The sequence below is a fragment of the Ruegeria sp. BB6 genome (assembly GCF_056539385.1).
In genome coordinates, this window is record NZ_JBQFUW010000003.1 from 387,389 (window position 1) to 413,176 (window position 25,788).

Annotated in this window: 28 protein-coding genes; 15 read left to right on the plus strand and 13 right to left on the minus strand. The window is 57.9% G+C overall.

What is annotated here, in order from left to right:
• Window positions 1-15: 15 nt before the first annotated feature.
• Window positions 16-1,524: a PAS-domain containing protein gene (locus tag ACR0B7_RS10515; protein ID WP_170483105.1), complete on the minus strand. Its 1,509-nt coding sequence runs from the start codon at window positions 1,522-1,524 to the stop codon at window positions 16-18.
• A gap of 64 nt (window positions 1,525-1,588) precedes the next feature.
• Window positions 1,589-2,986: a sensor histidine kinase RegB gene (gene regB / locus ACR0B7_RS10520; RefSeq protein WP_170569929.1), complete on the minus strand. Its 1,398-nt coding sequence runs from the start codon at window positions 2,984-2,986 to the stop codon at window positions 1,589-1,591.
• 92 nt (window positions 2,987-3,078) lie between these two features.
• Here regB and ACR0B7_RS10525 point away from each other — a divergent pair, with 92 nt between their 5' ends.
• From ACR0B7_RS10525 to ACR0B7_RS10565, 9 genes are all read left to right on the plus strand, one after another.
• Window positions 3,079-3,699, plus strand: coding sequence for an SCO family protein (locus ACR0B7_RS10525; protein WP_170483103.1), 621 nt, complete (start codon window positions 3,079-3,081; stop codon window positions 3,697-3,699).
• Between the two features lie 183 nt (window positions 3,700-3,882).
• Window positions 3,883-4,848: a Hint domain-containing protein gene (locus ACR0B7_RS10530; RefSeq protein ID WP_170483102.1), complete on the plus strand. Its 966-nt coding sequence runs from the start codon at window positions 3,883-3,885 to the stop codon at window positions 4,846-4,848.
• The gene (locus ACR0B7_RS10535) at window positions 4,845-5,357 is read left to right on the plus strand and encodes a toxin-activating lysine-acyltransferase (RefSeq protein ID WP_170483101.1); all 513 of its coding nucleotides are present in this window, start codon (window positions 4,845-4,847) and stop codon (window positions 5,355-5,357) included. Before ACR0B7_RS10530 ends, ACR0B7_RS10535 begins: the two co-directional genes overlap by 4 nt.
• A 119-nt stretch (window positions 5,358-5,476) precedes the next feature.
• A complete protein-coding gene (locus ACR0B7_RS10540) occupies window positions 5,477-5,848 on the plus strand; it encodes a cupin domain-containing protein (RefSeq protein ID WP_170483100.1) in 372 nt (123 codons plus the stop codon).
• A 497-nt stretch (window positions 5,849-6,345) separates the two neighbouring features.
• A complete protein-coding gene (locus ACR0B7_RS10545; RefSeq protein WP_480681452.1) occupies window positions 6,346-7,878 on the plus strand; it encodes a pilus assembly protein TadG-related protein in 1,533 nt (510 codons plus the stop codon).
• Between the two features lie 21 nt (window positions 7,879-7,899).
• Entirely contained in the window at window positions 7,900-8,496 is a 597-nt protein-coding gene (locus ACR0B7_RS10550) for a TadE/TadG family type IV pilus assembly protein (protein WP_170483098.1), read from the plus strand.
• 1 nt (window position 8,497) lies between these two features.
• Window positions 8,498-9,136 carry a TadE/TadG family type IV pilus assembly protein gene (locus ACR0B7_RS10555; RefSeq protein ID WP_170483097.1) on the plus strand — a complete coding sequence of 213 codons (639 nt, stop codon included), beginning with the start codon at window positions 8,498-8,500 and terminating at the stop codon, window positions 9,134-9,136.
• Between the two features lie 187 nt (window positions 9,137-9,323).
• The gene (locus ACR0B7_RS10560; RefSeq protein WP_142637470.1) at window positions 9,324-9,878 is read left to right on the plus strand and encodes an ActR/PrrA/RegA family redox response regulator transcription factor; all 555 of its coding nucleotides are present in this window, start codon (window positions 9,324-9,326) and stop codon (window positions 9,876-9,878) included.
• A gap of 85 nt (window positions 9,879-9,963) precedes the next feature.
• On the plus strand, window positions 9,964-10,335 hold the full coding sequence (locus tag ACR0B7_RS10565) for a VOC family protein (RefSeq protein ID WP_170569938.1): 372 nt from the start codon (window positions 9,964-9,966) through the stop codon (window positions 10,333-10,335).
• Here ACR0B7_RS10565 and ACR0B7_RS10570 read toward each other — a convergent pair.
• On the minus strand, window positions 10,332-10,925 hold the full coding sequence (locus tag ACR0B7_RS10570) for an HD domain-containing protein (RefSeq protein WP_170386875.1): 594 nt from the start codon (window positions 10,923-10,925) through the stop codon (window positions 10,332-10,334). The genes ACR0B7_RS10565 and ACR0B7_RS10570 overlap by 4 nt on opposite strands.
• A 205-nt stretch (window positions 10,926-11,130) precedes the next feature.
• Here ACR0B7_RS10570 and ACR0B7_RS10575 point away from each other — a divergent pair, with 205 nt between their 5' ends.
• Entirely contained in the window at window positions 11,131-11,445 is a 315-nt protein-coding gene (locus ACR0B7_RS10575) for a hypothetical protein (RefSeq protein WP_170386873.1), read from the plus strand.
• Window positions 11,446-11,550: 105 nt separating this feature from the next.
• Entirely contained in the window at window positions 11,551-12,939 is a 1,389-nt protein-coding gene (gene ahcY / locus ACR0B7_RS10580; protein WP_170483094.1) for an adenosylhomocysteinase, read from the plus strand.
• Between the two features lie 63 nt (window positions 12,940-13,002).
• On the opposite strand, the gene ACR0B7_RS10585 is transcribed toward ahcY, so the two are convergent.
• Window positions 13,003-13,650: a DUF899 family protein gene (locus tag ACR0B7_RS10585; protein ID WP_170576714.1), complete on the minus strand. Its 648-nt coding sequence runs from the start codon at window positions 13,648-13,650 to the stop codon at window positions 13,003-13,005.
• Between the two features lie 187 nt (window positions 13,651-13,837).
• On the opposite strand from ACR0B7_RS10585, the gene ACR0B7_RS10590 reads away from it, so the two are divergent.
• Window positions 13,838-14,179: a DUF2853 family protein gene (locus ACR0B7_RS10590; protein WP_480681426.1), complete on the plus strand. Its 342-nt coding sequence runs from the start codon at window positions 13,838-13,840 to the stop codon at window positions 14,177-14,179.
• Between the two features lie 200 nt (window positions 14,180-14,379).
• Here the strand turns inward: ACR0B7_RS10590 and ACR0B7_RS10595 are convergent, their stop codons facing one another.
• The 4 genes from ACR0B7_RS10595 to tsaD are packed head-to-tail and all read right to left on the minus strand — an operon-like array spanning window position 14,380 to window position 17,129.
• Window positions 14,380-14,802 carry an EVE domain-containing protein gene (locus ACR0B7_RS10595; RefSeq protein WP_170483089.1) on the minus strand — a complete coding sequence of 141 codons (423 nt, stop codon included), beginning with the start codon at window positions 14,800-14,802 and terminating at the stop codon, window positions 14,380-14,382.
• On the minus strand, window positions 14,802-15,071 hold the full coding sequence (locus tag ACR0B7_RS10600) for a YciI family protein (protein WP_170386865.1): 270 nt from the start codon (window positions 15,069-15,071) through the stop codon (window positions 14,802-14,804). The genes ACR0B7_RS10595 and ACR0B7_RS10600 overlap by 1 nt, the downstream gene beginning before the upstream one ends.
• Before the next feature lies 1 nt (window position 15,072).
• Window positions 15,073-16,035 (minus strand): NAD(P)H-dependent glycerol-3-phosphate dehydrogenase, encoded by a 963-nt coding sequence (locus ACR0B7_RS10605; protein ID WP_170483086.1) that lies wholly within the window; start codon window positions 16,033-16,035, stop codon window positions 15,073-15,075.
• A complete protein-coding gene (tsaD, locus tag ACR0B7_RS10610) occupies window positions 16,032-17,129 on the minus strand; it encodes a tRNA (adenosine(37)-N6)-threonylcarbamoyltransferase complex transferase subunit TsaD (protein ID WP_170569941.1) in 1,098 nt (365 codons plus the stop codon). The genes ACR0B7_RS10605 and tsaD overlap by 4 nt, the downstream gene beginning before the upstream one ends.
• Window positions 17,130-17,225: 96 nt before the next feature.
• Between tsaD and ACR0B7_RS10615 the strand changes: the two genes are divergently transcribed.
• Genes ACR0B7_RS10615 through ACR0B7_RS10625 form a run of 3 tightly spaced genes read left to right on the plus strand, consistent with a single transcriptional unit; the run spans window position 17,226 to window position 20,685 of the window.
• The gene (locus ACR0B7_RS10615) at window positions 17,226-17,939 is read left to right on the plus strand and encodes a uroporphyrinogen-III synthase (protein ID WP_170483081.1); all 714 of its coding nucleotides are present in this window, start codon (window positions 17,226-17,228) and stop codon (window positions 17,937-17,939) included.
• 54 nt (window positions 17,940-17,993) lie between these two features.
• Window positions 17,994-19,178 (plus strand): COG4223 family protein, encoded by a 1,185-nt coding sequence (locus ACR0B7_RS10620; RefSeq protein ID WP_480681430.1) that lies wholly within the window; start codon window positions 17,994-17,996, stop codon window positions 19,176-19,178.
• Between the two features lie 10 nt (window positions 19,179-19,188).
• Window positions 19,189-20,685, plus strand: a complete 1,497-nt coding sequence (locus tag ACR0B7_RS10625) for a heme biosynthesis HemY N-terminal domain-containing protein (RefSeq protein ID WP_170576712.1) — start codon at window positions 19,189-19,191, stop codon at window positions 20,683-20,685.
• 39 nt (window positions 20,686-20,724) lie between these two features.
• Here the strand turns inward: ACR0B7_RS10625 and ACR0B7_RS10630 are convergent, their stop codons facing one another.
• The 5 genes from ACR0B7_RS10630 to ACR0B7_RS10650 all read right to left on the minus strand — a co-directional run bounded on the left by ACR0B7_RS10630 (window position 20,725) and on the right by ACR0B7_RS10650 (window position 25,717).
• Window positions 20,725-21,498 (minus strand): citryl-CoA lyase, encoded by a 774-nt coding sequence (locus ACR0B7_RS10630; RefSeq protein WP_170569950.1) that lies wholly within the window; start codon window positions 21,496-21,498, stop codon window positions 20,725-20,727.
• Window positions 21,495-22,682 carry a CoA transferase gene (locus tag ACR0B7_RS10635; RefSeq protein WP_170576711.1) on the minus strand — a complete coding sequence of 396 codons (1,188 nt, stop codon included), beginning with the start codon at window positions 22,680-22,682 and terminating at the stop codon, window positions 21,495-21,497. Before ACR0B7_RS10635 ends, ACR0B7_RS10630 begins: the two co-directional genes overlap by 4 nt.
• Window positions 22,672-24,183, minus strand: a complete 1,512-nt coding sequence (locus ACR0B7_RS10640) for a tripartite tricarboxylate transporter permease (protein ID WP_170386849.1) — start codon at window positions 24,181-24,183, stop codon at window positions 22,672-22,674. The genes ACR0B7_RS10635 and ACR0B7_RS10640 overlap by 11 nt, the downstream gene beginning before the upstream one ends.
• Before the next feature lies 1 nt (window position 24,184).
• Window positions 24,185-24,667: a tripartite tricarboxylate transporter TctB family protein gene (locus ACR0B7_RS10645; protein ID WP_170386847.1), complete on the minus strand. Its 483-nt coding sequence runs from the start codon at window positions 24,665-24,667 to the stop codon at window positions 24,185-24,187.
• 66 nt (window positions 24,668-24,733) lie between these two features.
• Entirely contained in the window at window positions 24,734-25,717 is a 984-nt protein-coding gene (locus ACR0B7_RS10650) for a tripartite tricarboxylate transporter substrate-binding protein (protein ID WP_170386845.1), read from the minus strand.
• Between the last annotated feature and the right edge of the window lie 71 nt (window positions 25,718-25,788).

The following is a 25,788-nucleotide window of genomic DNA, read 5'->3' on the forward strand; positions in this document are numbered from 1 at the left end:
TGGCCGCAACCCGGTTCAGGCGCTGATCTGCCGTATCTCTGCCGGTTGCAGAGCGTCCGCGTCCGAGGAAAAGCGTATAATTGTGGCACCGTTTTGCAGCGGGCTGATCATGCAAGTCAGATGCGTGCCGTTGCGCATTTGCAAAGTTCCATTCCATTCGACGCGGTTTTCGCGCATTTCAACGAAATCGCGAATTTCGCCCAAGATGGGCGTCGCCGTGCACTGTGTCTGCCAGCCTCGCGTCACTTCGAGCACAGTGTCCGAGTCAAACCCCACGTCAGATGGTTCGCCCCAAAGCTGCTGGTAGGCAAAGTTGGTGAATGCCAGCGTGCCATCATCGCCAAAAACGGCGATGGCGTCGGCCAGTTTGTCCAGAATCGATTGCATCAGGTCCATCTCTGAGCGGAACCGCCGAGTCAGCGTGATCTCGGCCGTGATGTCCTCGAACAAAAAGGCCACCGCGCCGTCTGGGTGCGGACGCCCGCTGACCGAATAGACTGAGCCTGAGGGCAATGACCATGTCTCATGGTAATTTCCGTCCTCTGCCGCTTCGAGCAGGCTGTTCATTTGGCTCCGCCAGCTACGATAATTCTTGGGCTCGGGCATCATGTGCTGGTCGCGCAGCCGGTCGAAAAAACTGGACAGGCTTGGGCGGCAACTTAGAAAATCAGGGGGTAGGGCGGTCAGGTCGATCAAGGCCGGGTTGAACAGTGCAAGTTGGCGATTGCGGTCGAATATGGCCAGCCCGATCGAAAGCTGGGCAAATGTTTTCGTCATTGTCTGAACGAATTTTCGTTGCGCGGTTTCGGCATCGACAATGGCGTTGATGTCCACGGCATAGCACAAGTACCCTTCCGGGTGGTTTACCAGTGTCAGGTCGAACCAGAGCTTGTTTGCACTGTCTTCCGGCGAGATCGAAACTCGCGTCTTGGTGCGCAACCCCGTGTTGCCCTCCGCGCCCGGAAACAACGGAGCCGTGAGGTCGGTATCCTGACCCCGAACCTTGCGCACCAATGACACATACGCCGCGTTACACCATCGGACATTGTCCTGTTGATCAAGCAGCCAGACGGGATAGGGCGCACGCTCCATCGCCATGCGAATAGGGTCACTTGCCCCCAGAGGAACAGCTTGCTGACCACCCCTGTTGTCGCGCAGCCGGACGCGGACGACGCCGTCTATCCATTCGCACAGCACGTCACGCTCGACCGTGCAGTCGATAGCCGGAATCACCAGATTTCCTTCCTTCCGAATTCGATCCGGGGTTTCGGGAAATGTCGGAAAGTCCCGTTTCAGCAGGCGTTGCAGGTCGGCCCATTGGCGAACCTCTTCAAACCCATCAAGGGCGATGTCCGAGTGGCTAATCAGCCGGTCGCCATCAAACAAAAACACCACGTCATAGAATGAGGAAGGCGAGGACAGGCCGAAATTGTCGCCCCGATGCCTGCGGCGCGGCAACAACCACTGCGCGGCAAGACCGGCAGATACCAAGCTGATAAAGGCTAGAATGATCCAGTCCACCATGCGCGCCCCGCAACGAAAATCACGGGTACAGATTATGGTTTCCAATGGTTAACGGGGTCTTAACTCAGACCTGAAAGCGTTGATTTGCACCAGATGGAACAGGGGTATCTCCGATCTGGGCGTCCACCAGTTTGCGAGGCCATGTGACCTTGACGATCGCGCCTCGGCGCTCGGGGTGGTCGGACAGGGTTTGATAGGGGTCCGAGCCGTTGGCGAATTCCAGCTCTGCGCCGCTCCGTTCCAGAAGGGTCTTGGCGATGAACAGACCCAGGCCCATGCCTTCGTATTCTGGCCGCGCACGTTGTTCGGTCTCGGCGCGGCGACGGCGCATGAAAGGGTCTCCGATCCGGCCAATCATCTGTGAAGGATAGCCGCGCCCGTCATCCATGATGCCTACTGTGATCTGATCAGGGGTCCATTCGGCCTCAACCCAGACATTGGCGCGCGAAAAATCCACGGCGTTTTGAATCAGGTTTCGCAGGCCGTGGATAATCTCGGGTTTTCGCAGGATTGACGGTTGCTGCACGTCGCCTTCGCCTGCGGGACCTTCAGCGAAATGAACGATCTTGCCGCGATTGATATGAGGCTCGGCGGCTTCGTGGACGACCGTGGACAAGGGCGCCTGCCGAAGATGCAGATCGTCTTTGCCCGCGCGCCCCATGTCCCGCAGGATGTCCCTGCATCGGTTGGCCTGCTCACGGATCAGCGCAGCATCGTCTTTCAGGTCCGGCCGGTCGTCCAACTCTTCGATCAGTTCCGAACTGGTCAGCTTGATCGTGGCCAGGGGTGTCCCAAGCTCGTGCGCGGCAGCGGCTACGACCCCGCCCAGATCGGTCAGTTTCTGTTCGCGGGCCAGCGCCATATGCGTGGCCGAGAGCGCCTCGGACATGGACTGCACCTCGGTACTGACGCGGTGGGAATACGCACCAAGAAAGACGATCGCGATAACGATGGCGGCCCAGTTTCCGAACAGCAGGATATCGGGGATGTCCAGATCGACACCCACCGCCGTGCGCAAGGGCACGTGAAATTCCGCTAGCAGGGTGGTTAGGGCAATGGCGACACCGCCGATGATCATCGTCGAGCGGGTGCTCATGACACTGGCCGAGATCGTCACCGGCCCGACCAGCAACAGTGCAAAGGGGTTGTTCAAGCCGCCGGTCAGATACAGCAGGATCGTAAGCTGAAGCAGGTCGAACAGAACCATCAGAAAGTTTTCAAACTCTGACAGCCGTTTGTTTCGCGGAAACACAAGAATAGCCGTCAGGTTGCCCATGATCGACACGCCGATTGCCAAATAGCACAGCATGGCGTCCAACTGCACCTGATAGGTCTGCTGGGCGACGGTGATCGCCGTGATCTGACCGATAATGGCGACCCATCGCAACAGGATGAGGGTGCGCAGGCGGATCCAGCTACTGCGTTCCTGACCGCGCCATAATGTGATGTTGGAAATTGCCATTTGTCCATTATGTCCCGTTGCATCGGCTGTTCATCTTGATAGGTGTCCCGGCCGAAACGATCAACAACCCCTTTTTGGTCAGGAAACCCGTCATGATCCGCCTGTATGCCATTCTTGCGACCGTTGTTCTGGCCATCGGTATAGGTGCTATGTGGCTGCTGACACAGGGCGGCGGGTCAGATGACAAGTTTGCTCAATGCCGTTCCAGCCAGATTGCTGGAGGGTCGGCCGCGATTGGTGGACCCTTCGAGCTGATCAACGGAGCAGGCGAAACGGTCACCGACACGGATGTGATCACTGAGCCGACTTTGGTTTATTTCGGCTATACCTTCTGCCCGGATATCTGCCCTTTTGACATGTCGCGGAACGCCGAAGCCGTGGACATTCTGGCCGAGCGCGGCCAATCGGTGACGCCGTTGTTCATCTCGATCGACCCGGACCGGGATACGCCCGAAGTGGTGGGTGATTTTGCCTTCAATCTTGGCGGCAAGACCATCGCGCTGACCGGATCTCCCGAGCAGGTCAAGGCGGCCAGCCAAGCCTACAAGACCTATTACAAAGCCCATGACAAAAGCGATGAATACTATCTGGTGGACCACTCGACCTTTACTTATCTGGTGACGCCACAGGATGGTTTTATCGAGTTTTTCAATCGCAACGATACCGCCGAACAGATGGCCGACAAGGTGGGTTGCTTTCTGGACCAGCTCTAACCCGCGCTGGGCACGAAACTCTGTTCAGTTTTTGGGTCGATTGGACCATATTCACACAGTTTCTATCTAAAATTGGGCGGCCTGCCCGTTTAATTGCAGAAACAAACCCGCGCGAAGTGTATTGAGGTAACGACACGTGATTTGCCGGTCTACGCCCGGCGACTGAACCGGGTGCGATGAAAGATGGGTTTTGTATTAAACATCAGTGAGGTGGACGGGTTCACCGGCAGCGGTGAGCAGGGTCTGGATATCTGGACCACCACCGCGGACCTCAGCGATCCCAGTGTGACAACGGTCTCGGGCGATTTTGATCTGGATAACGACCTGGATGGCGTCGGAGAGGGTGAGGCGCCAGGCGGTTACGTTTTCAGCCCGCTTGTCACGCCCTACGGTACTTTGGTGACAGACACCGCCACCGGCGAGTTTACCTTTTTCGTCGATCGCGCTGCGGTCATTGCTTCGGGATCAGATCAGGTCATAAGTTTCACTGTCACGGCCACCGGCTCGTTTGGAACGAGTGACACGGACACCGTGGTTATCGAGCTGTTGATCTGTGTCACCAAGGGCACTTTGATCACCACCCCCAGCGGTGAGCGCTTGGTCGAAGACCTGATGATCGACGATGAGGTTCTGACAGCAGACGGGCGAGCCGAGAGGATTCGCTGGATCGGAAGCCGACGCATTGAAGCCGAAGAACTAGCCAGCAACACCCGTCTTTACCCTGTTAGGATCTGCCGGAATGCAATAGGTCCGGGGCAACCCAAAAGCGACCTGCTGGTTTCCCCGCAACACCGGGTGCAGCTTAGCGATCCGCTGGCTGAAATGTTGTTCGGCCATCCGGTTGTCTTGGCTCCGGCCAAGGGCTTGCTAAACGATTCCACGATCACGGTTGATCGGAAGGTATCGGAAGTCGAATACTTCCATCTGGCGTTCGATCAGCACGAAGTCATGGTTACCAATGGACTCGCGACCGAGAGTTTTCATCCCGGACCGACCAGTCTGGAAGGCATTGACCTTGATGCGGTCGAAGAGCTTTTTGAAATCTTCCCGAATCTAAGGAACAACTCGCGCAGCTTTGGCCCTTCGGCCTTGCCCGGTCTCAAGCCGTGGGAAGCCGCCTTGCTTAACAAAAACCCTGATTTAGCATGAAAAAAATACTTGATGCCTCGGGTAAACCTCTGCCGCGAGAAGAAGCGCCGGACGCGAAACTCCTGCGCGCCTATGGTGACGCCATGTTTCTGGCCTTTCGTAGCAGTTATCACAATCGGATGAGTGTCGCGAACCTGAGACTGGCGTTTGAACCACCCCTTGTATTGGGCCAGTACAGGATTTTTCGATTTGACGAGGTTCCCCGCGCGATCTTCACTTGGGCCTTTCTGTCACCCGAGGCGGAAAGAAAACACGTTCAGGGAAAACCGCTGATGCCAGAGGACTGGAAAGCGGAAGGAGGGCGGATGTGGGTGATTGATCTGATCGCCCCGTACCGCAAACTCATGCCCAGCATTTGGAATTGGGCGATGGTGCCGGGCAATGTCAGCAAGGACGGTTTTCGGTTCTGCCGTCACAAGACCGAAGACAGAGACCGCAAGATCGTAGACATTGACTTTGGGCGATCGGGCAAGACACAGCGCATCCTGACGGATAAAGACTTTTCTTGAAGGTCTGGTCAGAGACACTTCGGGAATAGGACAGAGCGGCCCGGGACCATTCACCTGAGGTCATTTGACCGCACAGGCTGCACGGCTGGTCCCCAGCGGGAAACAAATCGGAGAAGATCATGCTCAAGTACAAGCCGGGTGACGATGTGGGCGCGCTTGATCCTTGGCCATTCGACGATCCAAGAAGCGACTACGTAATTGTTGAGGGCGCACCACAAGTCTTTGGGCGTCTGGACGCAGGTGGTCCGGGTTACACGACACGGGCAGGTATCTGGCGATGCACGCAAGGCGTTTTTGAATGTACGGAACAGGGCGATGAGTTGATGACCATTTTGTCCGGTAAGTGTCGCCTGACCGACAAGACGACCGGACAGGTCAGCGTCCTGAGCGCCGGCGAAAGCCTTTTTGTCCGCGATGGCAGCCGTGTGGAGTGGAACATTTTCGAGGACGTGACCAAGGTATTCTTCGGCCACAAGCCGGATGGATTCTGAGAGCGTACACGATTCCTGAAAAGCTGGGTGATTGGTTACTATGCCGATACTTTCGGGGCGCTATTGATCAGAACCTCGCGACATGTGTTCCGGCCAAATTCACTGGACGAAGCGACCGGGTCGCAGCGATGCTAAGCCCCTGGAATCACTTTTCATTTCTCTGTTGATGTCCGACGTGTTTCAGGCGGTAAAAGGCGCTGAACATCTGTGAAAATTTGACTTTGTGTCGAAATTATGTCCATAATTCGATCTTACCCGTTCATTTTCAATTCATTTTCAATTCATATTGGGGTAAGTTGTTTAAAGATTTTTAGTGTTCTGATTGTGCCAAAATGTTCGGCCGAACCAGATGTGTGTGAGTGATTGACATGGTTACGAAATGGAAAAAGCCCTCTGGGCGCTTTGTTTCAGGGTCCCAGATTAAAGCAAGTCACAAAGAACAAAACCGGGTTAGCAGTCTGTTGCTGCGGTTCCGCAAGCAGACAGACGGTGCTGTCATGGTCTTTGTTGCGGTTATGCTAATTCCTATGATGGCTTTTGTTGGGTTCGCGATGGAAATTGCCCTGACCGAGCACCTCCGGGTCAGGCTCCAGAACACAACGGATTCAGCAAGCCTCGCATCGGCGGATTTGGAACAGGTTCTGGACCCCGAGGCCGTGGTCAACGACTTCTTTGCCAAGGCTGGTCTGGCGGACAATCTGCAAAACGTCACCATTGTGAACACCGCCTTTGAGAGAACGGTTTCTGTTGAAGCCGAAGCACATCTTCCTGCCTTGCTTACAAGGGTTGTGGGGCGCACGGGCTGGGATGTTCCAGTTATCGGGGCCGCGACCGAGTCTCGCCGCGATCTTGAGATCGCGGTCGCGCTGGACAATTCCGGTTCGATGTCCTGGGCGCCCGGATCAACCAGCGGACCGGCAGCGAACCCATCGCGTATGGACCTGCTTATCCCGGCTGCAGAGGCTTTTGTAGACGCGGTGCAGCCCAGGCCAGGGCAACCGGGAACCACGACGATCTCTCTTGTTCCGTTCGCCACTCAGGTTTCTGTTGGCGCGGACTTGCTGAGCAATTTCACGGTAACGTCCGAGCACACGACATCCCACTGTGTGACCTTCAACTCAAATTCCGACTACGGCGTCACAGCCGTACCGACGGACACCTTGTTGACCCGAACGGCGCATCATGATCCGGCGACCTCGGGCTGGGACCTAAGTTCGTACAGCACCGTTTGCTCCACGGATTCGTCTGTGCGCGATATCTTTGCTTGGTCAGAGAACCCCGAACTTCTGAAAGCCCGTATCCGGGCGATGGAACCATACGGATATACCTCGATCGAAATGGCCGCCAAATGGGGCGCGGCGATGCTGGACCCTTCACTGCGACCCGTTTTGTCGTCCATGTCGGGACGAGCGGGGTATGAATACCTGTCTGGGCCTGCTGGTCGCGGTATGCCGTATGATTACGACAACCCGGACGCTCTCAAGTACCTGATTGTGATGTCTGACGGTGAAAACACACTGAACTACGACATCAAAGCACCGTATCGCGAGGGCGACTCACCGCTGTTCCGTTTGCCCGGTTCAAACAACTACGTCTATTACCGCAACCGAAGCGGGACGAGCCGGGATTTCTACCGAGTGTCTGACAGAGAATGGAGCAGGACGGCAGGCCGAGGGGCAAGACGGATGACTTGGCAGCAGGTCTGGGCCGATATGCCTGTGGAACGGTTTGTAGACAGCATCCTGTCCAGAGCCGACACCCGGCGCAGCGCAGACGCCCATTATGACCGGATCGTTCAGGTAAGGAGTGGTTCGTGGAAAAACAACCGAACCTCGCAGATTTGTCAGGCAGCAAAAGACAACGGCGTTGTTGTCTTCACGATCGGAATGGACACCTATGGGCAGGGTGACGCAACCCTGGCTGATTGCGCCTCGTCCCCCGCATATTTCTACGACGTCAACAGCCTTGATATTGCGTCGGCCTTCGCGTCGATCGCGCGTCAAATCAATAAACTGCGCCTGACGCAGTGACCGAGCCGGAGATTTGATGTCATGAAACAATCCCGTCGCGATACACAGCCTTCAGGTAAACAGACAATTTCGTCGCTTGCCAGCCGCCTCAAAAACGGATGGCGAGACGAAACCGGCACCACGCTTGTCGAATATTCGCTTTGCCTTCCGGTGCTTCTATTGTTCCTCTTTATTACACTCGAGTTCAGCTACCTGATCATGCGGCAGGTTTCACTGGACCGCGCAACCGACGAAACCTTTCGCGAATTGCGGCTGGGCCTGATACCCGAGCCGGACCACGAAAAGGTCAAGACCGCGATCTGCACAAAACCGCTGGCGCGGATCGTGTTGTGGAGATGCGATGAAAACCTGCTTTTGGAAGTGCGGCAGGTCGAAAAGTCCGACTGGTCATTGAATCTGGCTGACGTCCTTTGCATCGATACAACGCCGCCCGACGGCTATGAGCCGCCCATCGTTTTCAGCGCGGGAATCGAAAACCAATTGATGATTGCACGCGCATGTTTGGTTCAGAATTCCATTTTTCCCCCGATCCCGATGCTAGCTTCGCTTCCCCGATATGACGACTTAGGCAATTTCGCTCTGGTGTCGAGGTCGGCCTTTGTAAACGAGCCATTTTGATATGTTTATCCGGTTTAAGAGTATTTCAGTCCGAATTCAGCGCTCGGTACATCGCTTTATCCGCGACACAAGCGGTGCCGCGCTTGTTGAAATGGGGATCGCCCTGCCGATGCTGATCCTTCTGACCTGCGGTGCACTGGTCGTACAGGATGCTGTCAGGATGTCTTACCTGCGATCAAAGGCGGCTTACACCGTATCAGATATGGTCAGCCGTGAAGACAGCCTGATCGACTCCGATTACTTTGATGGGTTGAACAGTGTTTTCAAGTACATACTCGGTGACAAACACCCCAGCGAGCTTCGCATTTCGACGATTGAATGCACGGCCGATTGTGAAAACGAGGCCGAGCGTGTGCTCGAGTTCTGCTGGTCCCATCCCTCCTCCGGCTTGCGGGCTTTGACCAACGACGAGATTGCATTCTACGCAGCAAATACGCCGCTTTTTACCGAAGGTGACACGCTTCTCATGACCGAGGCGTTTTTGGATTACACACCAATGTTTGGCGACTTCATCCTGTCCCGGCGTACCTACGAGACGCTGGCGTTTACACGTCCACGCATTGCCGGACAGATCAAATTCGATACCGGTGCAGTGGACACAGATGGAAATGCGATCATTAGGGACTGCTTTAACAACTAGTAAACCCTTCGGCAGCTTATGGGCTGCCCCACTGCTGTTTTCCCCAAGATTTCCGCCGGCCAGAGGACCAAATTTCAACACGAGATTTTAAAGTCCGTGCCGCAATCAAGCGCTGTTTGACCTTTCTCATGGCGCTGCTATTACTCTTGTTCAAGCCAAAGGCGTGAAATAGCGGAAAGAATAGAATATGGCGGACAGCTCTGATCTCGATATCGGCCCGGACAAATCCCTGCTTCTGGTAGATGATGACGAGCCGTTTCTGAGACGTCTTGCCAAGGCCATGGAAAAGCGCGGCTTTGAGGTTGAAACCGCAGGGTCGGTCGCCGCAGGCCGCGCCATTTCCACGGCACGTCCACCTGCCTATGCGGTTGTGGATTTGCGGCTTGAGGATGGCAACGGGCTGGATGTGGTCGAAGTGCTGCGTGAAAAGCGCCCCGACAGCCGGGTCGTGGTTCTGACCGGGTACGGTGCCATTGCCACGGCTGTGGCCGCCGTCAAGATCGGCGCAACGGATTACCTGTCCAAACCCGCCGACGCCACGGACATCACCAACGCGCTGCTGGCCAAGGGCGACGAACTGCCGCCACCGCCCGAAAACCCCATGAGCGCGGACCGCGTACGTTGGGAACATATCCAACGCGTGTATGAACTGTGCGACCGCAATGTTTCGGAGACCGCGCGCCGCCTGAACATGCACCGCCGGACGCTGCAGCGGATATTGGCGAAGCGCAGCCCGCGCTAGCGGGCATCGCTTTTTGATCTGATACCCTGAAGCGCTTTGACGTAAGCCTGCTTCTGAAAACTTACCGCAGAACAAGGATACTCTCATGATCGGTTATGTGACCATCGGCGTCTCGGATATCGAGCGCGCAAAGAAATTCTATACCGACCTTTTTTCGGATCGCGACGCGAAAGTGATCATCGACGCAGGCCGCATTGCCTTTATCGGCAGCAAACCCGGTGAGCCGATGTTGGCCGTTTGCGAACCCTATGATGGCGGCGATTGTTCGGCTGGAAATGGCAGCATGATTGCCTTTGCCGCCCAGTCCAAAGAAGAAAGCAAGGCGCTGTACGACAAGGCCATCAGTCTAGGTGCAACCGACGAAGGAGAGCCCGGTCAACGTGTGCCGGACCGCTTTTACGGATCATATGTTCGTGACCCGGACGGCAATAAGCTGTGTTTCTTCGTATTCGGCTAAAGCTGACGTAGCAGGTCGGCATGTCGGTCCGTATACGCCTGCCGCACCTCAACCGGTGGGCGTAAAACGATCTCTAGCCCCTCCATCACGGTCTTGTCCGGACGGCCAAAGAACTTGGTCGCTTCGGTTTCTGAAAACCCTGCGATCTGGGTGGCCTCCATCCAGGCGCTGATCTTGTCGGCCTTTTTGATTTGGCGCTTGACCGTTTTGGGCACTGCGGCGGGTAGGCCGAACCGAATGTGGATCGCAGCCGCCAGCCGATCATCCAGCGCGCCGTAGTCGGGGCCGACAGCGGACTTGACCGGTGAGATCATATCTCCGATCACATATTCCGGCGCATCGTGTAACAAAGCCGCGAGCTGCCATTTGACGGGCGCTTTGGGCGCGATCCGGCGAAAAAGCTCCTCGACCAGCAGGGAATGTTCAGCAACTGAATAGGCAAAATCGCCGGCTGTCTGGCCGTTCCAGCGCGCTACAAAGGCCAGACCGTGCGCGATATCTTCGATCTCGATATCCACGGGGGTCGGGTCCAGCAGATCCAGCCTGCGACCTGACAGCATCCTCTGCCACGCTCTGGGTTGTGTTGCCATTATGCCATGCCCCATATGAACAGCCGCGATTGCGCCGCATTTTTGTGGTATGGTTTACCTGTCAAGATCACCTGCTGCCAACTTTTTCTTGAGCATTCGTGCTTTGAACAGGCGCGTGGTGATACCGACATCTAGTACCGAGGGGGGCGCACGCTCCTCCCGGTGTGCCCCTCTCGATCGTAACTCGTATCGAAAGGAGCTTGCTATGTTCAAGCGTTTGTTGGGAATTGCCTGTGCCTTTGGCATGGCCGCGACTGCACCCCCCGCTTTTGCACAAAGCTGCGCCCAGCGCGAGCATGTGATCGCCAAGTTGCAGGACAGCTATTCAGAAGAACTGACCTTTGGCGGTTTGCAAAAGTCCCAGAGTGGGCGATCCGTAATGGAGGTTTGGACCTCAAAGGAAACGGGAAGCTACACCGTTCTGGTAACCCGTCCTAACGGCATCAGTTGCATTGTCGCCGTGGGCACTGACTTTTTCGAGGCGATCCCCAAGATAAAGGTTGAGGGGACGCCAAGTTAGTCAAAAAAAGGCGTGATTTTCCCGTTTCCGGCTGTCCTCGTTGCCACCTTCACAAAGGGATGCTAGTGGCAATCTGGAGTTAATCTTACCGGAATGGAGCACCTGATGGCCGGGGACTATATCGTCAAAGACATTTCGCTGGCCGGGTTCGGCCGCAAAGAGTTGGACATTGCCGAAACCGAGATGCCGGGCCTGATGGCCCTGCGCGCGGAATACGGTGAAAGCAAGCCTCTGTCAGGTGCGCGGATCGTTGGATCGCTGCACATGACCATCCAGACCGCAGTTCTGATCGAAACACTGGTAGCGCTTGGCGCGGATGTGCGCTGGGCGTCGTGCAACATCTTCTCGACCCAGGACCACGCCGCCGCCGCGATTGCAGAGGCAGGCATCCCTGTTTTCGCCATCAAAGGCCAGACGCTGGAAGAGCATTGGGATTATCTGGACAAGTCCTTCCTGTTCGACGAAGGCCCGAACATGATCCTGGACGATGGCGGCGACGCGACGCTGTACATCCTGCTGGGTGCTCGCGCCGAAGCCGGCGAAGACATCATCCCAGTTCCGGGTTCGGAAGAGGAAGAGGTGATCAAGAAGCAGATCGCCAAGCGCATGGCGGCTTCGCCCGGCTGGTTCACCAAGATGCGCGACCAGATCCAAGGCGTGTCCGAGGAAACCACCACCGGTGTGAACCGCCTGTATCAACTGGTCAAAGATGGCCACTTGCCGTTCCCTGCAATCAACGTGAATGACTCGGTCACCAAGTCGAAATTCGACAACAAATACGGCTGCAAGGAATCGCTGGTCGACGGTATCCGCCGCGCCACCGACACGATGATGGCCGGTAAGGTAGCTGTGGTTTGCGGTTACGGTGACGTTGGCAAAGGCTCGGCCGCTTCGCTGCGTGGTGCAGGCGCCCGTGTGAAAGTCACCGAAGTAGACCCGATCTGCGCGCTGCAAGCTGCGATGGACGGTTTTGAAGTCACCCTGCTGGAAGACGAAGTTGCCGGCGCAGATATCTTCATCACCACCACCGGCAACAAGGACGTGATCCGCATCGAGCATATGCGCGAGATGAAGGACATGGCCATCGTCGGCAACATCGGACATTTCGACAACGAAATTCAGGTGGCCAGCCTGAAGAACCACAAATGGACCAACATCAAGGAACAGGTGGACATGATCGAGATGCCCTCGGGCAATCGCATCATCCTGCTGTCCGAAGGCCGTCTGCTGAACCTCGGCAACGCCACCGGGCATCCGTCTTTCGTGATGTCGGCCTCGTTCACCAACCAGGTTCTGGCGCAGATTGAGCTGTTCTCTAAGGGGGATCAGTACGAAAACAAGGTCTACATCCTGCCCAAGCATCTGGACGAGAAAGTGGCCCGCCTGCATCTGGACCGTATCGGCGTGAAGCTGACCCAAATGGACAGCGACCAGGCGGCCTATATCGGTGTAAAACCCGAAGGCCCGTATAAGCCGGAACACTATCGCTATTGATTTTGGCGAAAAACGGAATTGAAACGGCGGTCTGTAGGGCCGCCGTTTTTTTGTGCCTGATACTCAGCGCAGGGCCGGAAAGAAATCGCCACGACCCTCGGGAGTCAGGTCCAGAATATTCCAAAGCGGGCATGCGGCATCTACGTGCCGGGGGTGCCAATCACTGGGCTGGAAGAAAAGCTCGGAACTCCAGAAATGGTGGATTCCGTCCTGTGCACGCCGAAAGACGTTCAGAATGGGTAATTGGCTTCCGTCTTCGGCTTCGGCCAGATAATCGCGCTGATACTCGGTGCCAAGCGCAGAAAATAGCGGCAGGTCGTGCCATCCCATTTTTGCTTTCAGTGCCGCCAGTTTTTCCGGTGTATTCTGGGCAACCACGGCAAAGCTGATCTTCTTTGAAAGGTGAGCAACCTGTCCGTTCAACCCGTCCAGAAAGGCCGAGCACATCGGGCAAGGCAACTCTGCATCTGGGCCATACATCAGCGAATAGATTGCAAGCGTGTCATGTGAACCAAAGAGCGAGGACAAAGGCGCATCATCGCCCTGAAGGTTTCGGAACGCATAGTCCTGTGGAATCCGGCCACCCGATGGAAGTTGGCGGCGCAGATTGGCCACGTCTTCTATCTTGGCGCGCAATTCCACTTCGGCGGCCAGCAGGCGGTTTCGTGCCTCTCGGTACGCGGGGCTTTCGTTGGGCAAGGAAACGGTCATGGCGATCTCCTGACTTTGTAATTTAACATTGATGTTAAATAAAGGGTGGCGTGAAATCAAGACCCTGCGCTTGAGGGACGGGTCTAGGGAGAACGCCAGAGATTTTCCCCTTTGAGCAAACCCGCTCGGCCTTTACCGTGATCGGTGTGATGGGGAATTTCAAATCTACCCAATTCAGGAGACGACTATGGGAAAACGCGATGAGCTGATTGCCAAGTATGCAGAGGACCTGAAATCCAAATGCGGCATGGACGCGGATATGGATTTGCTGACCAAAGTCACCATCGGTTGTGGACCAGCGATCTATGACGCTGATGCGTCAACGTTTGCGGCCACTCAGGAAGGTGAGCTTGAAACGGTCAAGAACAACTTTTTGATCAAGAAACTGGGCCTGTCTGACGGCCCCGAACTGATGGAAGGCATCAACAAGGTTCTGGAAACCTATGGCATGTCCGAGCGCAATAAATATCGCGCGGTCGTTTACTACATGCTGACCAAGCATTTCGGGAAAGAGTCGGCTTACGGATAAGGTGCCGTGACACGGTCGCGCCCGCCGTACCAAAAGGGCGACTTAAATTTTAGATACTTGAGGTTTGTACCCGGCCCGATACTTCGGCTAGTGTCAGGGTGTGGCCAGGACGGTCAGAACCAGACATTTCCATACGCGTGTGGTGAGTAGGGAGCACGCGGGGTAGGGAAGGTTCTGCATCCGTCAGAGCCTTCCCTTTATTAGTCCGCTTGCGTCTGCCCCAGATCGCAGATCACCTGCCATTCCGCCTCGCTGACCGGTTGAACGGACAGTCTAGAGTTCTTGACCAACACCATATCGCCCAAACGCTCATCCGCTTTGATATCGTCCAGGGTCACCTGCGTCGTGAATGGCCGCACTGCCTTGATGTCCACACACTCCCAACGGTCGTCATCTGTGGTGCTGTCGGGGTGGGCCTCGGCGCAGACTTCGACGATGCCGACGATCGCCTTGTCTTTTTGCGAGTGGTAGAAGAACCCTCTGTCGCCGACCGCCATCTGTCGCATGAAATTGCGCGCCTGATAGTTGCGCACGCCGTCCCATTCTTCGCCTGCGTCCCCTTTGGCGACCTGCTGGTCCCAGCTCCAGGTCGATGGCTCGGATTTGAACAGCCAATACGCCATCAGCCCACGACCTTTTTCCACGCGATCAGGTCAACGGACTGGAATAGGCCGGCCTTGGCATAGGGGTCATTGTCGGCCCAGGCTTGGGCGGCGGCCATGTCCTCGACCTCGAGAATGATCAACGAACCGATCATCGCGTCCCCGTCCAGCAAAGGCCCAGCCTGTGCGACAACGCCGGTTTCCTCGATATAGCCGAGATGTGCGGCGCGGTTGTCCAGACGGGTTTGCAGTGCGCCGTCTTTGTCGCGGGCGATAAGGGCAATGAGCATATTATTCCTCCTTCAGGGGTCGGTTTAGCAGGGATTGAATGGCCTCGGGTACACTGTAGGCACCCCGGCTCAAGTCGGCCACCGTTGCGCTTATGGGCATATCCAGCCCTTCTTGTGCCGCGATGTCCGACATTGCGCGCGCAGTGGCGACACCTTCGACAGTGGTCGCGGCGTCAAAAGGCAGATTTCGACCCAAAGACAGGCCAAAACGGTAATTTCTGGACAATTCGGACGAGCAGGTCAGGACCAGATCCCCCAGACCGGACAGCCCCATCAGCGTGTCGACCTGTGCACCGCGCATAAGCGCAAAACGCTGCATTTCGGCGAAGCCCCGCGTCAAAAGGGCGGCACGGGCGCTGTCCCCAAGCCCCGCACCAATGGCGGCCCCGCATCCGATGGCCATCACGTTTTTCAAAGCCCCGCCCAGTTCGGCCCCGGTGACGTCCGTCGTGCGATACAGGCGCAGGTTGGACGTTGTCAGGGCGTGCTGCAGGGTTTGACTTAGTTCGTGGTCGGCACATGCCAGTGTCAGGGCCGTCGGCAAACCGCGCGCGATGTCGTCGGCAAAACTCGGTCCGGTCAACAGGGCAGGGTGCGCATTCGGGATGGCCTGCTGAATGACCGAGATCGGTCCAAGCCCTGTCGATAACTCAATGCCTTTGCAGCAAGCGACCAGGGTCTTTCCCGACAGCGCAGCGGCGTGGTCCAAAAGAGCACCGCGTAGTTTCTGCATGGGCACGGAAACCAGCAGAATCTCGTTCTGCGCCGCCTCTGCGATGTCAGAGGTAATGGAGATCGCGCCGGGCAAGGACACATTCGGCAGACGCGCCGTGTTTTCGCGGTCTCTTTGCATCAAACGCGCTTGATCCGCGTCGCGCGCCCAAAGAGTGACTGTCCCTTTCCCTGCCAACGAAATCGCCAGCGCTGTCCCAAAGGCACCAGAACCGAGGACCGAAATACTCATGCCTTGGCACCTTTCTTACCGCTGCCCAGCATGGCAGGGCTGGTTTGGTCCAGAGGCCAACGCGGGCGTGCGGTCAGGTCCAGACCATCGCGGGCACCGGTGCGAAACCGTTCGATCCCGGCATAGGCGATCATCGCGGCGTTGTCGGTGCAAAAGCGCAGCGGGGGCGCGGTAAAACGGGCGCCGCATTCGGCAGAAACAGTCTCTAACGCGGATCGAATGGCAGAATTGGCCGCGACCCCGCCCGCAACGGCAATAACGGGATCAGACGGGCTTTCCTGCAGATACAGGTCAATGGCCCTGCGTGTTTTCTCGGCCAGAGTATCCACGATCGCCTGTTGAAATCCGGCGCAAAGGTCTGCCCGGTCCTGACGGGTTAACCCACCTTTTTCCGCAGCAATCTGGTCGCGCATACGCATAAGGGCCGTTTTCAAGCCAGAGAACGACAGGTCGCAGCCGGGCTGATCCAGCAGGGGTCGGGGAAAACGGAACCGTTTCGGGTCACCTGTACGCGCTTCGGCCTCGACCGAGGGGCCGCCGGGCTGTGGCAGGCCCAAAAGACGTGCGGTTTTATCAAATGCTTCGCCGGGGGCATCGTCAATCGTACCACCCAACCGCGTGAACTTTTCCGGGCCGTGGGCGATCAGATACTGACAATGCCCACCCGACACGAGCAGCATCAGATACGGAAACGCGATCCCGTCTGTCATCCGAGGTGTCAGCGCGTGACCGGCCAGATGGTTCACACCGATCAGCGGCAGGCCGGTTGCCGCGCTGATGCCCTTGGCGCACATGACGCCGGACATGACCCCGCCGATCAGACCCGGACCGGCGGTCACGGCGACGGCGTCGACGTCATTCAGGGTCATCCCTGCGGATTCAAGCGCCTGCATCACGCAGGTATCCAGCTTTTCGGCGTGGGCGCGGGCCGCGATCTCGGGGACGACACCGCCATACGCGCTGTGCAGATCCGTCTGGCCAAAGACAACCGACGACAGGACTTCGGCCGCTGCACCGTCACTTTGGCGCACGACTGCGGCTGCTGTGTCGTCACAACTGCTTTCCAGCCCGAGGACAGTAAGTGTTTGCACCATTGGCCTGATCCGTTACACCTTGATTGCAAAGCGGGGTATCACCCTGCGCGGATGCAAACAATCCCAAGGCCAAGGGCACCGCCGTTGTATTTGTTGATGACCCGCCCTCGCGCCGCCTCGGAAAGGTTCGTTGCGCAATTACCGACCCGCATCAGGTCACGGGTTCAGGTCATCTATTCCCCGATCCTCGAAATCAAGCCCTTGCCGGTTCAGGTAAACGACACGGATGTGCGCGGTCTGATTTTCACTTCGGCCAATGCGGTCAACGCCGCCGCGTCGATGGGCGTGGATCGCGAACTGCCAGCTTACTGTGTAGGTCCAGCGACCACCGGAACAGCCATAGGTGCGGGGTGGCAGGCGCAGATGGTGGGCCAGACCGCCGAAGAACTGGTTGCCGCGCTGTTGAAAGCCAGACCCGACAGCCCGCTTCTTCACCTGCGTGGAGAGCATACGCGCGGAAGTGTCGCCGAGCGGTTGACCGAATCCGGCCTCACCGTGCGCGAGCTGCCCGTGTATCAGCAGCGATTGTTACCGCTGACATCCGAAGCGATCGCCGCCGCGTCCGGTAAAGTACCCGTAATTGCCCCTATTTTTTCCCCCAGAACAGCGCGACAATTTGCCGACATCTGGCGCGGATCGGCGCCTTTATTCGTGGCTGCAATCAGCGCCGCGACAGCGGAACCCCTTTATTCCTTGGGCTATCAGCGCCTGAAGATTGCCAAGGAACCTACGCCCAAGAAAATGCGGAAAGCCATTAAAAAGCTTGTGAAACATGCGTTGCGGGTTGAGGGCGGCGAGGCCACAGATTAACTTAGTCAGGTCTGTTGTTCAGGTAATTTTGGATTCGTTAGGGGGAATATTGCGTTGGCTGGTAAAGACAAAACCGATCAAAAGCCGGTGGACGACCCCAAGACGGACGACGTGGCCGAAGTTGGCGTCACTGCAGAAGACACACCGGTTGACGAGTCTTTGCCCGTAGAAGAAACCCTTTCCGAAGCCGAAGCCGAAGCCGAAGCCGAAGCCGAAGCCGAAGCCGAAGCCGAAGCCAACCTTGAACGATTCAAGGAAAAAATTACTGAGCGCAGCACCAAAAAACGCAGTGGTTTTTTGCCCGCGTTGCTGGGCGGTGCAATTGCCGCGGCAATCGGTTTTGCGTTAGGCAACAGCGGCATGCTGACCTCTGGCGATGCGGATGCGATTGCAACGCTGGACGCTAAACTGACGGATCAGGCGAACCAGATCGACGCGTTGGCCAAATCTTTGGCGGATGGCGCGGGGCTGTCCTCGAAAGTGGATGCGCTGACGGCTCAGGTTGCGCCTCTCTCTGCTGATCTTGAGGCTGTAAAGTCCAGCGTGGCTGGGTTGGCTGACACGGTCGCCCCTTTGTCGTCGCGGCTTGCCGAGCTTGAGGGTGGAGCCTTGACCCAGGGCGCGTCACCCGAAGCCACTGCTGCATTTGAAGCGGAGTTGAAAAAGCTGCAGGATTCGCTGGCCGCCCAGCGCGCCGAGGTCGAAAAGATGGTGGCTGATGCTCAGGCGCTTGAGGCCAAAGCCTCGGCTGATGCGCTGGCTGCGACCAATGCAGCAATTCTTACGAAACTGCGTAGCCGATTGGACACCGGTCAGAGCTATGCCGACCTTGTCGCTGAACTATCGACCGGAGGGGTTGCCGTTCCGGGTGAATTGTCTGCACCTGCGGACAAGGGCGTTGCAACGGTGGCTTCGCTGCGCGAGACGTATGAACCCTCGGCACGTGAGGCCCTTGCGGATGCGCGCGAGGCGGACAAGGGAACGGGTTTGGTCGCTTTCTTTCAGCGTCAGACCGGCGCGCGTTCTGTTACACCGCAGGATGGCGATGGCCCGGACGCAATCCTGTCCCGCGCGCAGGCTGCTCTAGCGGATGGCGACGTGTCCGGCGCGCTGAATGAACTCAAGTCCCTGCCCGAAGCGGCAAAGCCTGCGATGGCTGATTGGGAACAAGCGGCCCAAACGCGGGTTTCCGCGGTTGATGCCGCAGATGCGCTGTCCTCTGGCGCAAACTCGAACTGAAGGACCTGCCATGCTGTGGTCACTTTTAAAAATCCTTGTTTTCGTTGCGATTGTCGGCCTGCTGGCCGTGGGCGCTGGGTTCCTGATGGAGACCAGCGGTGGCGTACAGATCACCGCAGGTGGGATGGAATACACGCTGGGGCCGTTGCAGTCGGTTATTGCGCTGGGCGTGATGGTCGTTGCGATCTGGCTGTTCTTCAAGCTGCTGACCCTGCTGATCGCCACGCTGAAATTCCTCAACGGGGACGAAACCGCGTTGTCGCGGTATTTCGACCGCAGTCGGGAACAGCGCGGGTATCAGGCATTGGCCGACGGGTTGATGGCGCTGGCCTCGGGTGAAGGTCGCGTTGCCATGAACAAGGCGACCAAGGCTGAAAAGCTATTGAACAAACCCGAACTGACGAACCTGCTGGTTGCGCAGGCCGCCGAGATGAATGGTGACACCAAGAAAGCGTCCGAGACGTATCGCAAGCTGGTCACAAATAACGCCACCCGCTTTGTCGGTGTTCGCGGTATCCTGAAACAGAAACTGGCCGAAGGCGATGATGACACCGCCCGCAAGCTTGCGGAAAAGGCGCTGGCGATCAAGCCGCGGCATCAGGAAACGCAGGATATTCTGTTGGGACTGCAAACCAAGTCGCAGGACTGGGCCGGAGCCCGATCAACCCTGACCGCCAAGCTGAAGGCCGGCCATTTGCCGCGCGACGTGTTCAAGCGCCGCGATGCGGTGCTTGCATTGTCCGAGGCCAAAGGGATTCTGGACGAATCCGCTTCGGTCGAACAGCGCGAACACGCGATTGAAGCCAACCGTCTTTCCCCTGATCTGGTGCCAGCGGCAGCAATGGCCGCGCGTGCCTATATCGAAAAAGGCAAGCCGCGTTCGGCAACCAAGATCCTCAAGAAAGCGTGGGAGGTTCAGCCCCACCCCGATCTGGCCCATGCCTTTGCCGAGATCGCGCCGAATGAAACTCCGGAAGAACGCATCAATCGCTTTACGGCGCTGACCCGCGTGCATCCGCAGGACATGGAAACCCGCCTGATCCTGGCCGAGCTGAACATCGTGGCCGAAGACTTTCCCGAAGCCCGGCGTGCGCTGGGCGATGTCGTCGAAAAGCAGGCAGATGCGCGGGCTTATACTCTGATGGCAGCAATCGAACGCGGCGAGGGCGCGTCGGACGCGGTCGTGCAGGGGTGGCTGGCCAAAGCTCTGAACGCGCCACGCGGCCCGCAATGGGTCTGTGACAACTGCCATGACATTCAGCCCGAGTGGGCTCCGGTCTGTCAGAATTGCGGCAGCTTTGACACGCTGAGCTGGCAAACCCCGCAAACGCCCGAGATCGCCTCGGCCACCGGGGTTCACATGTTGCCGCTGATCGTCGGTGCGCTTGAGGACAAACCCGAGCCGGAGGTTGACGAACCGGAAGAAGAGGGTACGCCTGACGTGATCGAAATGGAGGCCGAGCCCGTGCGCTCCGATGTTGAGCCAGCGATCGAAGAAAAGGTCTGAGGACGAGCTTCAACAGACCCTTTAGAACCCTAACACCGTTCATGTGTCGCTGGGCAGATACGTCCAGCGGTACTTTGGCGGGGTTGGCCCTTTGTTTCGGCCACCCTGCTGAGTTTGTTCCCACGCATGGGCAAGAATGCCGACGGACCGGGACAGGCAAAACAGGCCGCGCGCCAGCGGTGCGTCAAAACCAAGCTCGGCATAGATCACTGCTGTGGCACCGTCGATGTTCATCGGAACGGGTTTGCCTTTGCGTCGGGCCAGTTCCCCTTCGATGTCATTCGCAACGGACTTGTAGCGCCCGTCACAAGCGCCCGCCTCAACCGCGTCGTCCACAAGGCTCATCAAACGAGGGGCGCGCGGATCGGTTGGGGTGTGAAAGCGGTGACCGAACCCGGGCAGAATTTTTCCCTGCGCGGCGATCCAGTCATCCAATGCGGGGCCAACGGCGGATGGGTGTGCGTTGACGAACTGATACAAGGTCACGGCTTGTTCCCCAGCGCCGCCGTGGATGTCTCCCAGCATATTCACTGCGCTGGCCATGGCATTGTTGAGCGGTAGCCCACACGTCACCGCCATGCGTGCGGTAGCGATCGAAGGGGCTTGCGGCCCGTGATCCACGGCTGCAACCAAGGCGGCCTCGAACAATTTCAACTGTGCGGGGGAGGGCCTGTCACCGCGCACCATAAACCAGATCATTTCTGCAAAACCTACGGTGCCGATCAGGTCCTGAATAGGTGTGCCCCGCAGGTCTATTCGACCGGGTTCCATGTCGATGATGGATGTTGACCACCAGTCGGCGACGTCGCTCATATGACACCCTCCTTCACCAGCGCGTTGATTTCGTCACGGGTCAGGCCAAGATCGGACCAGATCGCCGCATTATCTGCACCCAAATCCGGCGGGGCGGTTCGGGGCATTCTGCGTTGACCGTCCATCACGACCGGGCTGCCGGTCAGTTTCAGCTCTTTGCTCTGAACCGGCAGAGATCCAATCAACCCGCGGCCCGCAAGCTGTTCGTCAGCCAGCGCCTCGGGCACGGTCATCACCTGTCCGGTTGGAACGCCAATCGCGTTTAGCTCACCAACCCAGTCCCGGGCGGGTCGAGTGCGCAGGGTGGTTTCCAGATCGTCCCTGAGGGCGTGGCGGTTCCTCTTGCGATCTTCTCGCGTGGCATAGTCAGGATTGTCCAGCAAATCGTCACGCCCAAGGTGTCGGGCAAGTGCCTGCCATTGCTCGTCGCGGTTGGCTGCGATGTTGATCGGGTTATCCGCAGTGGCAAAGGTTCCCGACGGCGCAGACGTGGTGTTTTCGTTCCCATGCGCCCCCGGCGTGACGCCCCCGATCAGGTAGTTCGACACCACCCAGCCCATGGTCGAAATTACCGCCTCGGACATTGCGATATCCAAAAACGCGCCGCGCGGCTTGGCGTTCAGGGCGGCACTGATTGCGAAGGCAGCCGTCAGCCCTCCGACAGTATCGGCCAGCGGGTATCCGACGCGATAGGGCGCTGTATCGGCCGCTCCGGTTATCGACATGACGCCGCTGATGCCCTGAACGATCTGGTCGTAGGCCGGATCTTTTTTGCGCGGGCCGTCCTGCCCAAATCCACTGATCGCGCAATAGATCAGGTTGGCGTTTTCACCGCGCAGCACGTCATAGCCAAGACCAAGGCGATCCATCACGCCGGGCCGGAAGTTTTCGACCAGCACATCGGCGGTTTGCACCAGCTTCTTCAGCAAGGCTTTGCCCTTGGCGGATTTCATATCCAGCGTGACGGATTTCTTGTCCGCGTTCTGGGCAAGAAAGCTGATGCCCATCCCGGCCCTGTTGCGATCCGGGTCAGCCCCCAACACCCGAGCAAGGTCGCCGCCCTCGGGACGTTCGACCTTGATCACTTCGGCCCCCATCAGGGCAAGCTGATAGCAGCAATACGGGCCTGCCAGAACATTCGTCAGGTCAAGAACCCGTATCCCTGCCAGAGGCTCAGTCGCCATCGGCGATACCGGCAGCCCGCGCCCGTGCGCGGCGCGCGCGATAGCTGGGCAGCAGCACCAGCAGCGCGGCGATCACCAGCAGACCCAGTGTCATGGGACGTTCCCAGATAAACGCGATCCCATCATAGAGCTGCATGGACCTTGCAAAGTTGTCCTCCATCATGCCGCCAAGGATGAACCCGATCAGAAGCGGGGCCAGCGGATAATCGGCAAACTTCAAAGCCGTGGCGCAGACGCCGAAACCGACAAGGATCAACAGCTCGGTCGCATTGTTCTGGCCGATATAAGCTCCCATCAGGGTAAAGAACAAAATGAACGGGATCAGGTAATTGCGTGGAACCGACAGCACCTTGGCGATGTACGGGATCAGCGGCAGGTTCAGGATCAGCAGGACAAGGTTGCCGATGAACATCGACATGATCACCGCCCAAAAGATCTGAGGCTCGTCCAGCATCAGGCGCGGGCCGGGTGTCACGTTCAAGGCAATCAGCGCACCCAACAGGATCGCAGTTGTGCCCGAACCGGGAATGCCCAGAGTCAGCAGCGGAACGAAAGACCCGGTACAGGCGGCGTTGTTCGCCGTTTCCGGGGCCGCCAGACCCTTGATCGAGCCTTTGCCAAACTCTTCCTGTTCCTCTTTCGGGGCGATGTTGCGCTCGACAGCATATCCAAGGAAGCTGGCGATTGTCGCGCCCGCGCCCGGCAGAACACCGATGAAGAAGCCTTGCACGGATTGGCGACCCACGACAGGCGCGATGGCCTTGGCTTCTGCCCGGGTGATGCGCAGGTCCTTGATCTCACCATCGTCGCCTTTCAGGTCCTTTGGTTTCAGGACCAGAAACAACGCCTCGGGCAGGGCGAACATGGCCATGGCCAGCGTGATGAACCCAAAGCCGGATTGCAGGTCCATGATCCCCATGGTGAAACGGGGCAGGTTGAACAATGCACCTTCGCCAACGGTTGCCATGATCAGTCCAAGGACGGTCATGATGACGGCCTTGGCGACCTGTCCGCTGCCGGCAAATGCGGCGATGGCGGACAGACCGACAACCATCAGGGCAAAATACTCGGCCGAATGGAACAACAGCGCCACTGATGACAGGGCAGGGGCAAACACCATCAGCAGCACAGCACCCAGCGTGCCGCCGGCAAAACTGGCGATCGCGGCGATTGTCAGTGCCTTGCCGGCTTTGCCTTGTCGCGCCATCGGGTAGCCGTCGAAACTTGAGGCCACGGTGCCCGCGACCCCCGGCGCGTTCAGCAGGATCGAGGATGTCGAGCCGCCAAAGATCGCGCCATAGTAAACCCCGGCCAGCAGGATCAGCGCGGCGGACGGGTCGCCCATCGAGATCGCAACCGGGATCATGATGGCGATGATTGACATCGGCCCGAGACCGGGCAACATCCCGATGAACGTGCCGATGAGACATCCCGCGATGACCATCAGAAGGTTTTGGATTGAGAATGCCGTTTGCAGGCCGATCAGAAGTCCTTCAAGCATGTCAGCCTCCGAAAATGCCCGGCAGCGGGCGCATGTAGATGCCAAGAACTTCCTGAACCAGATACCAGACCGCCCCGGTTGCGATGAAGGCAACGGGCAGCATGATATGCCACTTGCGCTCGCCCAGAATGAAAGAGCCAAGGATCAGGAAGGCCGAAGTGGAAATCAGGAAACCGACAGGACGCAGGCACAGGGCGTAGATCACCATCAAAGCCAGCAGCATCAGCGCCTGATCCAAGTGGTAGTCGCCCAGACGCCGGTAGTCGATATCGGCCTCTTTCACCTCGGACTTTTCAAAGCCCAGCAGGATGATCGTTGTGGTGATGATTCCCAGAATGGACAGCACTTTGGGGAAGGTGCTTGGCCAGATGGGATTTCGTTGCATGAAAGGGGGAAGGCTACTGTCCATCGTGAACCAGGCGGCGTAGCCATATGTTAAACAAACACCCAGCAGAACGAGCGCGATCCAGCGATCCAACGCCATGATGCCCCCTCCTTTTTTGTTGTCTTTGGGGAAGGCAGAGCGGCGGACCGCTCTGCCAATTGTCAGTTAGAGAAAGCCCAGCTTCTTCATCAGATCACCGATCTGCTGTTCCTGCTGCTCGAGGAACGTCTGGAAGTCAGCGCCCGAGTTGTGGATGTTCACCCAACCGTTGCGTGCCCGAACTTCTTCCCATTCCGGAGTGTCATACATCTTGGCAATGGCATCCTGATAGGCGGCCAGCTTGTCTTCGGGCAGGCCGGGGGCTGCGAAGAAACCGCGCCAGTTGACGAAGGTGGTGTCGATGCCCTGTTCCATCATGGTCATCGCGTCAGGTGCGGCGTCAACACGTTCTTCCGCGGTTACGCCAATGATCTTGACCTCACCCGCATTTGCCAGATCGACGGCTTCCGAGAAACCGGTCGACAGCGCAGCGATCTCACCGGACAGCAGGGCTGCCATGGCTTTGCCGCCTGCGTCATAGGGGATGTATTTCACGGCCAGAGCGTCCTTGCCTGCCGCTTCCATCACCATGGCCGCAACCAGATGGTCCATTCCACCCGGAACCGAGCCACCGCCGATCGCCGTACCCGCAGGGTCAGCGTCAAAAGCAGCCAACAGATCCTCCATCGAGTTGATGGGGCTGTCCTTGCCCACAACAATCGCCGCATAGTCGCCGATCGTGCCCGACACCAGAGTCAGGTCGCGGAAATTATGCGGGAATACACCAGTCAGCGAGCGGATCACGATGGGGGTTGAGTTGACCATCAGCGTGCCGTGGTTGCTGTCGGCGTTTTCGATCAGAAAGCCGATGGCCTTGCCGCCGCCACCACCGGACATGTTTTCGTAAGACGCGGTTCCGACAAGACCCGCATTGGTCAGCGCTTCGCCCGTGCCGCGGGCCGTGCCGTCCCAGCCGCCGCCAGCGCCGCCGGGAATCAGAAAGTGGATGCTGTCAACGACCTGATGGCCGTCGGCCAGCGAAGGTCCGGCCAAGCCGAATGCGGCCACAGCTGCGATTAGGGCGCGACGGCCCAGTTTGAATGTCGTCATGGTTTCCTCCCGTTTGACAACCGGCCGCATGGCGGCTCAGATTGGACGGAACAAAAACACACCAACCTGAC

Coding starts and splice junctions, on each gene's coding strand:
- ACR0B7_RS10515 (WP_170483105.1), bottom strand. CDS start 1,524: ATGGTGGACTGGATCATTCTAGCCTTTATCAGCTTGGTATCTGCCGGT.
- regB (WP_170569929.1), bottom strand. CDS start 2,986: ATGGCAATTTCCAACATCACATTATGGCGCGGTCAGGAACGCAGTAGC.
- ACR0B7_RS10525 (WP_170483103.1), top strand. CDS start 3,079: ATGATCCGCCTGTATGCCATTCTTGCGACCGTTGTTCTGGCCATCGGT.
- ACR0B7_RS10530 (WP_170483102.1), top strand. CDS start 3,883: ATGGGTTTTGTATTAAACATCAGTGAGGTGGACGGGTTCACCGGCAGC.
- ACR0B7_RS10535 (WP_170483101.1), top strand. CDS start 4,845: ATGAAAAAAATACTTGATGCCTCGGGTAAACCTCTGCCGCGAGAAGAA.
- ACR0B7_RS10540 (WP_170483100.1), top strand. CDS start 5,477: ATGCTCAAGTACAAGCCGGGTGACGATGTGGGCGCGCTTGATCCTTGG.
- ACR0B7_RS10545 (WP_480681452.1), top strand. CDS start 6,346: ATGGTCTTTGTTGCGGTTATGCTAATTCCTATGATGGCTTTTGTTGGG.
- ACR0B7_RS10550 (WP_170483098.1), top strand. CDS start 7,900: ATGAAACAATCCCGTCGCGATACACAGCCTTCAGGTAAACAGACAATT.
- ACR0B7_RS10555 (WP_170483097.1), top strand. CDS start 8,498: ATGTTTATCCGGTTTAAGAGTATTTCAGTCCGAATTCAGCGCTCGGTA.
- ACR0B7_RS10560 (WP_142637470.1), top strand. CDS start 9,324: ATGGCGGACAGCTCTGATCTCGATATCGGCCCGGACAAATCCCTGCTT.
- ACR0B7_RS10565 (WP_170569938.1), top strand. CDS start 9,964: ATGATCGGTTATGTGACCATCGGCGTCTCGGATATCGAGCGCGCAAAG.
- ACR0B7_RS10570 (WP_170386875.1), bottom strand. CDS start 10,925: ATGGCAACACAACCCAGAGCGTGGCAGAGGATGCTGTCAGGTCGCAGG.
- ACR0B7_RS10575 (WP_170386873.1), top strand. CDS start 11,131: ATGTTCAAGCGTTTGTTGGGAATTGCCTGTGCCTTTGGCATGGCCGCG.
- ahcY (WP_170483094.1), top strand. CDS start 11,551: ATGGCCGGGGACTATATCGTCAAAGACATTTCGCTGGCCGGGTTCGGC.
- ACR0B7_RS10585 (WP_170576714.1), bottom strand. CDS start 13,650: ATGACCGTTTCCTTGCCCAACGAAAGCCCCGCGTACCGAGAGGCACGA.
- ACR0B7_RS10590 (WP_480681426.1), top strand. CDS start 13,838: ATGGGAAAACGCGATGAGCTGATTGCCAAGTATGCAGAGGACCTGAAA.
- ACR0B7_RS10595 (WP_170483089.1), bottom strand. CDS start 14,802: ATGGCGTATTGGCTGTTCAAATCCGAGCCATCGACCTGGAGCTGGGAC.
- ACR0B7_RS10600 (WP_170386865.1), bottom strand. CDS start 15,071: ATGCTCATTGCCCTTATCGCCCGCGACAAAGACGGCGCACTGCAAACC.
- ACR0B7_RS10605 (WP_170483086.1), bottom strand. CDS start 16,035: ATGAGTATTTCGGTCCTCGGTTCTGGTGCCTTTGGGACAGCGCTGGCG.
- tsaD (WP_170569941.1), bottom strand. CDS start 17,129: ATGGTGCAAACACTTACTGTCCTCGGGCTGGAAAGCAGTTGTGACGAC.
- ACR0B7_RS10615 (WP_170483081.1), top strand. CDS start 17,226: ATGACCCGCCCTCGCGCCGCCTCGGAAAGGTTCGTTGCGCAATTACCG.
- ACR0B7_RS10625 (WP_170576712.1), top strand. CDS start 19,189: ATGCTGTGGTCACTTTTAAAAATCCTTGTTTTCGTTGCGATTGTCGGC.
- ACR0B7_RS10630 (WP_170569950.1), bottom strand. CDS start 21,498: ATGAGCGACGTCGCCGACTGGTGGTCAACATCCATCATCGACATGGAA.
- ACR0B7_RS10635 (WP_170576711.1), bottom strand. CDS start 22,682: ATGGCGACTGAGCCTCTGGCAGGGATACGGGTTCTTGACCTGACGAAT.
- ACR0B7_RS10640 (WP_170386849.1), bottom strand. CDS start 24,183: ATGCTTGAAGGACTTCTGATCGGCCTGCAAACGGCATTCTCAATCCAA.
- ACR0B7_RS10645 (WP_170386847.1), bottom strand. CDS start 24,667: ATGGCGTTGGATCGCTGGATCGCGCTCGTTCTGCTGGGTGTTTGTTTA.
- ACR0B7_RS10650 (WP_170386845.1), bottom strand. CDS start 25,717: ATGACGACATTCAAACTGGGCCGTCGCGCCCTAATCGCAGCTGTGGCC.